This window comes from Spirosoma sp., assembly GCF_026391055.1.
Taxonomy (GTDB): Bacteria; Bacteroidota; Bacteroidia; order Cytophagales; family Spirosomataceae; genus Spirosoma.
In genome coordinates this window covers 22,887-32,878 of sequence record NZ_JAPLET010000002.1, presented here as the reverse complement: position 1 = coordinate 32,878, position 9,992 = coordinate 22,887, and the positions used below count along the sequence as shown (strand labels likewise).

Here is a 9,992-nt window from a genome sequence, read left to right as displayed (position 1 = left end):
AGCTGAAGCGACGTTGGAAGAACTACTATACCAAGAGACTATTAGAAAGCCTTGTGGTCAATGAAAAACCGGACTAACTTAGACGGGTCAATAAAAGGGTAAATAAATAGCAAAACGGTCAACGCTTTTCAGGACGGGTCAAGAAATCAATCGTCCAGAAAAACCTCCCTTTGTCTGGACTATGGTCAACTAAATCTTAATAGGCTAATGTGATAAAACTGTCGTTTATAAAGTACTTGATCATTAGTCGAGCAGATGCAATAACCGACTCATAGCGCTCTGCTTTTCAGCCTCACCAAGCCCATAGAAATGAACAGAATTATTGACCATTCGAACACCGTCCCAGCGCCCCATACTATCCCGGTAAATGACGCTGTAACCAGACAGATCACCTACTTCAGCACGGATTTCTGCTAATACATAATCAATGTCGTTCGTGACGCTCCTATTACCAAGATCGAGATCAATGATCGAAATTATGTTTCCTTCAACGGTATACGTATAATCAGCCGCAAATGGCCTATTTGGGGTTTTAGGATTCATGCCAGAGCTATTTACAATTGATACGAATACCGAAGTAAGCGAGTTGGTTGCGGAACTGTTCACAGTTCATTTTTCGCTGACGCAGAATAGCTTGACGAAGATGCTGACGTGTGTAATGTCTACCTGGCATTAGACCATTTGCTTCACAAAAGGCCTCTAACTGCTGCTGGGTAAATCGACTGGCAGAGCCAATTTGTAGCGCTATTTCAGCTTGTTCGACATTGGTTCGGGTCGCCAGCTTAGCTCGCAAATCGGCTATGGCTGTTCTAACCGTCGCCCCAAATCCCACATCACCCCGGTAGCTTACGCAGTAATCCCAAAATTCACCTTTCAATGCACGCTGGTACAGAACAGCTCCAGCAATGTGATGTTCTACCTGTACGGTCAGATACCCATTCCGTTGGACGGATGCGATTACCTTATCGTCGGACAATTGGTAATTGAGTCGAAAGAATCGACCGATAGTTCTGATTAACCAGTCTCCCGACCATTTTTCGATAGGTACGCTTCTGACTAATCTTCCCCACCCTCCTCTTCCTTCGTAAAAATGAACAACACCCTGTGGGTTATCCACCAAAATTCGGTAATCACCTACCACCGCAAAGGCACTAGCAGATTGGTGGGTCTGTAAGTTTTTTAAAGAAGTCTCCTGCTCCATAAATTGTCGATTCCGGCCAAGCATAATATAGGCTCGGCCTAAGGCAGCCTTGCCAAATATACGCCATTTGGTGCAAGAGATCGACGGGTAACGGGCGTATGAACGGAGTAGGGGTAGTCGTTTTCTATTTTGTCCGCTCGTAGATGCACCAATCATCGGTATCCGATCATGATCAAAATGGGAAGCTATTATAGACAACAGACAGTTGGTTTCGTGCGGACTTAATTTGACCGGCAACTTAGTAAGCATTAGACATGCCCGGTGTAACATCCCGGAGCCGGACAATTAAACAATTGATGTCCTATTCTTGACACACTCGCAGTAAACCGACCAGCAACAAAAATACGATCGCTAATCCGCCAATAGCAGAATAGGAGGCAAGCAAATGAGCTCCTTTTATCAACCAGCTGTACAGGTTAGCAAGCTGATCATTGATTAAGAAATAAGGACGACTAATGAACTCGGCTAGACTAATCTCCATTGGGTTTACTCAACTGGTTGCAGTACACTAACCCCTATTTTATGCTTATGCCAAGCTGCTCACACCAACCTGATCGGCAATAACTCGTGCTTCAGCAAAAGCCTGATTAAAATAGCAGTCACGGTAATCAGCCATGAGTTGATTGGGGCTGCTGTAAGCATAAGCGATGTTCATTTGACCCAACCACGCTAGACTCTCTGTCTGCTCTGCTTGATTGAAGCTGCCAATGTCGTGCCCGTTTGTCAATAAGATGCTAACTATTTGAGACGCTGGTACCTCGTTATCAGGATACGTTTCATATACAATTCCTATACTCCCTGCGGGATTAGGGCCAAACGATTCAGTTGTCCGAACTATGTCGCCAACCTGGTAGGCCTGGAATGTTTTTTCGTCTGGTTTCATGTTTTTCATGTTGAGTTAAACGACTAACTGATTTTCAAAAATATGTATTTCAAATTAATTTTAATAACTGTAATATAAAATACATATTAAATAAACCCTAACCTATACTTGCTGGTCAATCCTCATCAGGCTCATCTAAAGGCAAGCTTTCATCATCAAGCATAGACCGATTTGCCTTTACAGATGTCAGAGAAATAAATCCCAAAAATTCCACTTGGTCAGTTAAGTCCGACTGAGTCCAGGCCGATGCTTGTAGCCTCCCCTCTTGCGTTACCCGATGCCAGAGGGCACACCCATATATAATGTGGCCAGTTGTCCGTAGGCGAAAGGCAGGCGGTAGTGGTTCCGTGTAGAGCGCTTCATCATCGCAATAGGCAGCATCAGAACAGTCGTTTGTACTGATTGATTGTTGTCCGGCAATTGTAAGCCGACGAGCCCCAATTTGTCGACAAACGTCGACCAGTGAATCATTTACTTCAACGGGGTACACCTTTTCCAGATAGGGGTCAATTTTTAACAGCTCAGTCATCTTTGATAAGGAGTTAAAATCACGGCCGTCTTTCTGCTAAGACGGCCGTGATCATTTACCATGAAAACACATAAATGGGCGCAGGTTTGTATGCTATTGGGCCTAAAAACTCAATTTCGGCAGTTACCTCCACTAGAGTTGCGTCGGGAGTTACCGTATCACCCTCCCCATTACTACCCGTCCATACTCATTACCGAAAATAATCTGTCCGGTAGAACGCAGCCTGAAAGCTACTTGGTAAGGATCATCAGGGAGAAGGTCATTGCAGAAAATACCGTCTCCATCAGGTTGGCGGGCCGTATAATCTATGGTGTCACAATCAATCCACTTATAAAACTGCTCTAATGAGCCATCATGTGAAACCGGACGCACCTGCTTATTAGTAGCGTCGATCAGAAATACCGGTACAGGTTGCTGAGGAGGGGGAACGGGTTTCGTTGCCATTCGTAAGTGCCCGCTATAACATGACGGAGCCGCACAGAATCAATAAGAAGTAAAGAAGAGCTGGACCCTATTGTCCAGCTCAATTCGCATCAGGCCAATGCAGTCTGTTCGGTTGCTTCTTCCTGCAATTCGCTTGGCTCGGATTCGGGAAGCAGATCCACAAACGGGTTGAATACGTTTTTAGCTACCTGCGTTTTCCCCGTCTCGGTGAGCGTCTCACGACGGTACAGGCTAACTGTCTGCACGTAATCGGTCATTTCCTGCGTAATGGCTTTATCAGCGGGTTTGTAGGTAAATGACGCGATGTAGTATATGCCTTTGGGCTGTATTTTGTTATTCTCCCGCTTATCCGCATTCACCGTCAGCACCACTTCATTGAGTTTGATACGGTTATAGACCAAGGGGGTTATAAGTCGCTCCAGGTTAGCCACACTGTAACCGTGAAACAAAATTTCCGAAACGCAATCGGCCTCGTCAATGAAAAATAATTCAGCCCATATTTTCAGCCCCTGACCCAAAATGTCATCCGAAAAGATACGCCAGGCGATGGGCTGAAACGATAGCGATGAACTTAGCTTTTCGATATTGTTCTCATCATAATGGATGGAGAACTTGCCCTCTTTGGCGTCGAATCGGTACTGTTTGGGATTACCTGGAATGTACAGGTATTTGTCTACAACTTCACCCGTTTCAGTATCAACAATCTGAAAGGGACCAACCGGCGACCCGGCAACATAGGCATTCGCTAACGCTTGCATTGTCTTTGCCCGAAGTAACACGTCGGTGCCGCGCAATAGGAACACTATAAAGATACAGCTAAATAGGCATAATACAAGGCTATCTACCTGTTAAACAGCAATATAAGTCAACCCTCCGCTCCCTTTCGTTCGCCGTTCGTTTAAGGGTTATTCTTGCATTAAATCAGCCTCCTTTGCCAGCTCAAATCGTAAAAGCTTTAGGCCAAAGCTAATGGTCAGTTTGTCAAGCTTAGATAGGCTCACTTCCTCCGAAGCAACGTTGATGCGGTCAATGAGGTCACTTACTAATCGCTCATACTGTTCGTGCTCAACGTACCCACTCTGCATGTCCATTTGTTGCTCAGCATCCATGTTTTATTCAGTCAAGCATTGGCATCAAGTCAATGGCTGTTAATTTGGTTATCAAGTAATTACATTAATTTTTGTGGTGTAGCTTTAGAAGGTGTGTTCCTCAAAGTGGGTTGAGACCTCTCGACATTTGCTTTTTGCGTTTGAAGCTCTTCGTTCCAATCCTTAGCAAAGGGGCGTTTGACAACCAGTTTGTCGGTTAGACCCCGCCATTCGATGGCCAGTTTTTCAATACGGGTCAGCATTGGGCGATGATTAGGTAGGTGAATGGTCAGCAAACTATGGTTTCCCTGATGCATAATGGCATCCGCGCTTGCTCTATTCATATCGGGTGTGTACCCTTTATTTAGGTTTGTCAATATCTTGTCCTGAAGCGATTCCAGGTGCGGCTTCCGTCTTGCAACGTCATCCGGTAACCCATATACGTCAATAGACAGGGTATTACTGTTCTTATTGTGACTGATACTTAACTGGTGATTCGCCTGCTCAATAGATTGGCCTGGAACTTGAAGTCGGCCGACCCAACCAATATTGAACCGAATACCGCTGTTATCATTGTCGTGGCCTAGAATAACCTGTTCCGGTTTGACCCGGTCTATCAGCCGTTGTACTGTTAGGGGCTGAAGTGAAGAAGGCTGCCCACCTGTGGCAACATAGACTCGATCATAGGGCTCCTTCGGTGGGTGAAGCTGGTGATACGATAAGGCGTCAATCGGACTTTCACAAATCAACATTTCTTTAGGCTGATGACCTTTCGGCAGGTTCGACACCCAGATACTCTCCAGGCGCTCGCCCCATGTATGGCCATTCACTAAACCCGTTGGACTGTCGTTTTTCAGCAAAATGGCCGTAATGCCCTGTTCACTCTCCATCGGAAACACTGTATTGATGACCGTTTCACCAGTTTTCTTGCTTACAAACGTCTTATTGAAGATTTTGCCGATAAATGCCCTGTGGCCAAGTGTGTCGACCGTTAAGCCTCGCCTGTCCATGAGATAATCCGTATTGGTTAGTGGATCAAGTCTGAAGTAATGGGACATCGCCTTACTCCGGCTCGTGTCAGCAGGCGTTTGACTCTCAACCATATCGGTAGAACGGCTTTTATCTAGGTGTGACAAATCACCGGTGTATCGACCTATAAATTCATGAAGCTGCTGCCAGCCTTCCCGCGTTGCCGTGTCGATATGGAGCTTGTCAATCACATAATCAACAATCGTCCCCCGGTCACGGCTATCCTCAGGGTTGTAATAAAAATATTCGTTTGTTTTTTGATTGTTGCCGATGATGAGCTTTCGACCCTCGGCGTTTTCGAGTACTGGCCAACGCCGGGTCGATTTTCGCCGATCCTTCGAGAAACCCTCTGTCTCCAGGAACTGCACCAGGTCAATCTGCTGCTTATAGTCGGATAACTGCGGCTTAGTGGTTAGCATAAATGTATTTCAGTTAATTAAAACGTTGAGAGAAGCAGCTTGGGGGTTTGCTGTAAACGCCCGTCGGGCTCAATACGGATTTGCTGTTTTGCTCTAATCCGTATTTTGTTTTCCGCTGGTGTCAGGCGCGGTGTTCGAACCGTTTTTTTCGGGTGTACCATTTGGGATGTGGTCGAAACGCAGGCCTCGGCTTGCCGCTGATACACGCACGTAGGCCGAAAAAGCTGTGCCGGCTTTACTCGTCATGTTATCAAGCCGAACGGCCTTCCCTTCGATCATCCGCTGTTTTTGCAAGCCATTGAGCGTTACTCCTTTCAAATGAGACATCCGCTCGATTTTAGGTCGGATCACATCCGCGCGAAGTACGGTCAGTGTCTTAGTGTCTTTATCTACACCTATGAATCCAGTGAACTTTTGGCCGCTCTGCTTGTCGACTAGTTCGGCAACCCGGCCCATATCCCCATACTTATGGAGGTTTGCTTTATCCTTATCGGAGAAGGTATGCCCCAGATAACTTTCTTTGAGTGTCAATTTCTGCTGAACGTCCTGAAGCACAAGTTGCGGGCCGTTCTCTGGCGTATTCAGTACATACAGCTTTCCAATGCTGCCATCTCCTGTTTTGACGACATCCGTTTTTTGCCCATTAAGCAATCGCTTTGCGTTCTCCACAGTCAGCTCGACAACAAACTGACGAGTAGCCTGCTTGAGCAGTGAATCTGGGTATCGAGTCTCTCCCACTACTGGTTGGAATTGACGATTTACTACTGGCTTCTCTCCTAGAGGTAACCCAACCATCGACTCGCTTGAAACAGGGCTTGACAGTCGCAGATCCACTAGCTGACCTGTTCCCGATGAGTTATCGGGGATAGAAACGACCCAGGGAGATTGCCCTTTATTGAAAACCGTAAGATGAAATTGACGGTCCGCATAGCCATAGCCAACTAGTGGCATATTCGGGTCGTAATGCCTGTAGAGTATGGTTTCAGGCGTTTTTATAGCTTCCCGATAACCTAACCGATACAGATTCATCTCTGTAGGGTAGTTGTGGTCACCAACCAAGAGTACAGGCTTTTGCCAGCTTATGGCCCTCAGTGCTGGGAAAAAAAGCGGTTCATCTCGACGGTACCTCTCGTCAATCAGTTCGACCGCCGATTGGTCATTGAAAATGTATATGTCAATACCCTGTTCCTTTTGTGTGTCATAAGGTTTGGATTGGTTTATCGTAGACCGAACTGATGAGGAGAGAGTATAGTACACGTCTAGCTGGCGATCATTTGCTAAACGGTGGTACAAATGCTGCGTATGAGACGTATTCTCAAATTTCAGTTCGATAGAAGCTGGTTGAGTAGTTGAATCTATCTCAGACACATACTGGATTGACCCCTCCACAGGTTCGTCACTCGAAAGTTGCTGCCGAATTTCTTTAATAAAGGCCTCCCCTACCAAATCAAGCATCTGCTGTGCTATTGAACCCCATCCATGTGTGGTCGCTATCGGGCTAATCTGCATACAACTACATTGTTAGTTTACCCTACTTTGGGACCTTTCTGTTTTTTTGCTGTCTTGGGTTTAGTCTCCTCCCCTACTGGCTTCGGCGCGTCGTGCTTTTTCTGTTTGGCTGGTTTGGGTACTTCGGCCCGTTGTGCGGCTGCCTGCTTTACTTCTTCCGGTCGGCGCTCCGACTTTGGCTGAATCGTTTTCTTCCCGCCAGCACCATCTCTTTTGAGTTGGTGTACGGGTTTAGTCAAGTCTTGGGCTGTCTTCTGATCGACCGTTTGTTTGACCGCATTATCTGGGATTTTAGCGAATGTGAGCGAGCGTTTTGCGGCCGAAACCTGCACATAAGCGTTGAAGGTTTGACCGTTGTTACCAGTCATTCCTTCCAGCTTGATGGCCCGCCCCTGCTCTAAGTTTTTTTGCTGCGGTTTAGTCAGTGTTACCCCTTTGATCGTCTGCGGGATGTGTAGGCGCTCAGCCCGGAGGACAGTCAGGCTTTTCGTATCTTTATCAACCCCAATGTATCCCACGAACGGCTTGCCAGTCATTTTGTCGGTCAGGTCCACCCGCTTTCCCATCTCCCCGTTTTTTTCTAGATTTTGCTTGTCACGGGCTGTCAGCTCATAGCCGAGAAATTCTTTGGGTAACAGCAATTGCTTACGCTCCGGCTGTATTCCGACAATTGGCCCATTGTCTGGCGTATTGACGATGTACAGTTTCCCGGATATTTGAAAGGGTTTACCTTCCTCACCCGCCTGCGTCAGCTTCATCAAACCGGTCTTTCGGCCGTTGAGCAAATCATCCAGGTGACCTGCTTTTTCTAAATCCTGCCGGGTCACCCCAACCTTCTCGAATTGAGTGGCAACTTCCGCCCACTGGTAGCGAGTTGGTCGACCCATTACGGGTACTTCTACGCCCGGTGTGTTTGTCTCGTTCATGGATATAACTTGAGTCTGATTATTTACGATTGATTGGGTAGTCGATTGTAGAGATATGCCGGCAGTTGTGGTTGCTCCATCGGGCGCTGGCATACGTTCCATCGCCGTATTAACCGATTGGCTTTCAACAGACAGATGCCCCTCGGTCATGACTGGCACTACTGCAACTGGGCTGTTATGACCTTGGGAGGTCTGGGCGTTTATAAGTTGGGAGACTTGAGCATCTGTCTTGTCGACAGTTCTCAGTCGTTCCCCCACCTGAGACGGTTTTGGTGAAGAATCCGGTTGACGTGCTATTTCATAAGGTTCCCGGTTGTCAGGCCTTGTTTTTACTGGCGCAATCCAGTCACTTACGGACTGTCGCAACCGTTGCCAGGCAGTTAAAGAGGGGCCTGATTCCTGGAGTAACTGGTATGATGGGGTCTCAACAGGTCTGATTTTTTCAGAAACAGCTTCCTGTATTGGCTGAAGAAGGTCATTGCTCTGGAGCTGGCCTTTCAGTTCTTTATGTTGACGTTCCAGATCGGTTATAAATCGGCTCATCTGCTCATGGTTAAGCTGAGCATTGTGCAGGAAATTGGCCAGGAAACCCCCATTGATATCCAAGTGTAAAGTCACTGGACTTACCTGGCTTCTCAGTTGTGATGGGTTCAGATCGCTTACCTCTACGTTGTCACTACGGGTTTCAGTTTGGAATAGTCTGCCGGGCGTATCTACCACCTCTATACGGTACGTCTCTTTTGGATCGATGAACGAAAGAGGCAAACCCTTTACCGTTTCATGGATTTCCCACAGGTAGTTAGTAAGTTTAGCACGATCGGTTTCAGGTGCTGTTTGGGTACGGTCTTCGATTAGTTTAGCTAAATCCGCTTTTTTAAGCGTCTCGTTATACAGGCAACGGGTAATCTCCTCATCAGACAGTAAACCATCGTTGGCCAAGTACCCCCTCAACTGCTCATATTGTTCGGGCAGCACTAGCTGGTATTGTTGCGTTTCTAATCGCTCAAATTCCTGTAGTTGTGTAGCCTCTAAGCGGGTGTATTCATTGGGTTTAGGCTCCACCGTGCTCTCGGCAATAGGCATCGGTTCCATATATATTTTGTGTTGTTTCGGACAAAATTATTGATTTTATATATTATTCATATAATTTTATTATAATTAATTTACTATACATATTATCCATGAATTTAAAGACCCTTGGAGTAAGTACGACTCTCTTACTGACGTGTCTGAAGACGCTTCAGGCGCAGGTTGTTTTCTCTTCCCCTACCTGGTCCTTGGATACGTCAACAGCCTAACACGGTCAAGTCAGCTTTTGAGTTAGTTGCTTCGAATCAACGATAAACTTGCCGCATGAGGCTTCATTTAAACCGGTTGTGACTAAACTGGACATAGACTCGCTACTATGTTGTTTTGGCGACAGCATTTTTAAGGGGTTGAATGCTCCTGAACTTTCTTTGGGCAACCGTACACACCAGTTACAGTTTATTCCAGCAATACCGCCCCCTACGATTATTGTCCTGGCAGGATTATCGCGTTACCAGTAAGTTCGGCTGGCGTACTCATCCAATTCGCGGAAATAGTCACCACCATAATGGTATGGACATAGCTCAACCAGCAGGCACACCGGTTTATGCAACTGCCTTTGGCGTTGTAAAATGGGTAAAGTGTGAAGTGGATGGATTAGGACTAGCCGTCTGTGTAAAGCACCCAACGGGTTACGAGTCCATCTATGGACATCTTTCTACCCATACAGTCCGCGAGAGAGACATTATCCAACGAGGAGCGGTAATTGGACAGGAAGGAAGTACGGGGCGCTCTACGGGACCGCACTTACACTATGCAATACTATTTCAGGGTAAGCCTGTTGATCCAGATCGGTATTGTTTTTATGGACCAAGCTAACCCGCATCTATTCATCCCAGATCCAACAGCATCATTTGATCGGGCCAGGTGTATTTCAA

The 9,992-nt window shown here is 46.5% G+C and carries 11 protein-coding genes; 1 reads left to right on the top strand and 10 read right to left on the bottom strand.

Annotated features, from left to right (window positions below):
- Window positions 1-243: 243 nt before the first annotated feature.
- The 10 genes from NT073_RS00205 to NT073_RS00160 form a co-directional block, all read right to left on the bottom strand.
- Complete coding sequence (locus NT073_RS00205; protein ID WP_297366917.1) at window positions 244-543, bottom strand: hypothetical protein; 300 nt, start codon at window positions 541-543, stop codon at window positions 244-246.
- A gap of 7 nt (window positions 544-550) precedes the next feature.
- Entirely contained in the window at window positions 551-1,201 is a 651-nt protein-coding gene (locus NT073_RS00200; RefSeq protein ID WP_297366914.1) for a hypothetical protein, read from the bottom strand.
- Window positions 1,202-1,727: 526 nt separating this feature from the next.
- Window positions 1,728-2,084, bottom strand: coding sequence for a hypothetical protein (locus NT073_RS00195; protein ID WP_297366911.1), 357 nt, complete (start codon window positions 2,082-2,084; stop codon window positions 1,728-1,730).
- Window positions 2,085-2,199: 115 nt separating this feature from the next.
- Complete coding sequence (locus NT073_RS00190; protein ID WP_297366908.1) at window positions 2,200-2,613, bottom strand: hypothetical protein; 414 nt, start codon at window positions 2,611-2,613, stop codon at window positions 2,200-2,202.
- Window positions 2,614-2,763: 150 nt separating this feature from the next.
- A complete protein-coding gene (locus NT073_RS00185; RefSeq protein ID WP_297366904.1) occupies window positions 2,764-3,057 on the bottom strand; it encodes a hypothetical protein in 294 nt (97 codons plus the stop codon).
- Between the two features lie 89 nt (window positions 3,058-3,146).
- A complete protein-coding gene (locus NT073_RS00180) occupies window positions 3,147-3,815 on the bottom strand; it encodes a hypothetical protein (RefSeq protein WP_297366901.1) in 669 nt (222 codons plus the stop codon).
- Between the two features lie 147 nt (window positions 3,816-3,962).
- Complete coding sequence (locus NT073_RS00175; protein ID WP_297366897.1) at window positions 3,963-4,166, bottom strand: hypothetical protein; 204 nt, start codon at window positions 4,164-4,166, stop codon at window positions 3,963-3,965.
- 59 nt (window positions 4,167-4,225) lie between these two features.
- Window positions 4,226-5,593, bottom strand: coding sequence for a toprim domain-containing protein (locus tag NT073_RS00170; protein WP_297366896.1), 1,368 nt, complete (start codon window positions 5,591-5,593; stop codon window positions 4,226-4,228).
- 93 nt (window positions 5,594-5,686) lie between these two features.
- Window positions 5,687-6,622, bottom strand: coding sequence for a DUF3945 domain-containing protein (locus NT073_RS00165; RefSeq protein ID WP_297366893.1), 936 nt, complete (start codon window positions 6,620-6,622; stop codon window positions 5,687-5,689).
- Between the two features lie 497 nt (window positions 6,623-7,119).
- Entirely contained in the window at window positions 7,120-9,120 is a 2,001-nt protein-coding gene (locus tag NT073_RS00160; RefSeq protein ID WP_297366891.1) for a DUF3945 domain-containing protein, read from the bottom strand.
- Between the two features lie 507 nt (window positions 9,121-9,627).
- Here NT073_RS00160 and NT073_RS00155 point away from each other — a divergent pair.
- Entirely contained in the window at window positions 9,628-9,933 is a 306-nt protein-coding gene (locus NT073_RS00155) for a M23 family metallopeptidase (RefSeq protein ID WP_297366888.1), read from the top strand.
- The last annotated feature ends 59 nt before the right edge of the window (window positions 9,934-9,992 follow it).

What these genes read in the sequence shown, in the direction of transcription:
- NT073_RS00185 (WP_297366904.1), bottom strand. Translation starts at nt 3,057, where the DNA reads ATGGCAACGAAACCCGTTCCCCCTCCTCAGCAACCTGTACCGGTATTT.
- NT073_RS00165 (WP_297366893.1), bottom strand. Translation starts at nt 6,622, where the DNA reads ATGAATCTGTATCGGTTAGGTTATCGGGAAGCTATAAAAACGCCTGAA.
- NT073_RS00195 (WP_297366911.1), bottom strand. Translation starts at nt 2,084, where the DNA reads ATGAAACCAGACGAAAAAACATTCCAGGCCTACCAGGTTGGCGACATA.
- NT073_RS00200 (WP_297366914.1), bottom strand. Translation starts at nt 1,201, where the DNA reads ATGGAGCAGGAGACTTCTTTAAAAAACTTACAGACCCACCAATCTGCT.
- NT073_RS00170 (WP_297366896.1), bottom strand. Translation starts at nt 5,593, where the DNA reads ATGCTAACCACTAAGCCGCAGTTATCCGACTATAAGCAGCAGATTGAC.
- NT073_RS00175 (WP_297366897.1), bottom strand. Translation starts at nt 4,166, where the DNA reads ATGGATGCTGAGCAACAAATGGACATGCAGAGTGGGTACGTTGAGCAC.
- NT073_RS00190 (WP_297366908.1), bottom strand. Translation starts at nt 2,613, where the DNA reads ATGACTGAGCTGTTAAAAATTGACCCCTATCTGGAAAAGGTGTACCCC.
- NT073_RS00160 (WP_297366891.1), bottom strand. Translation starts at nt 9,120, where the DNA reads ATGGAACCGATGCCTATTGCCGAGAGCACGGTGGAGCCTAAACCCAAT.
- NT073_RS00155 (WP_297366888.1), top strand. Translation starts at nt 9,628, where the DNA reads ATGGACATAGCTCAACCAGCAGGCACACCGGTTTATGCAACTGCCTTT.
- NT073_RS00180 (WP_297366901.1), bottom strand. Translation starts at nt 3,815, where the DNA reads ATGCAAGCGTTAGCGAATGCCTATGTTGCCGGGTCGCCGGTTGGTCCC.
- NT073_RS00205 (WP_297366917.1), bottom strand. Translation starts at nt 543, where the DNA reads ATGAATCCTAAAACCCCAAATAGGCCATTTGCGGCTGATTATACGTAT.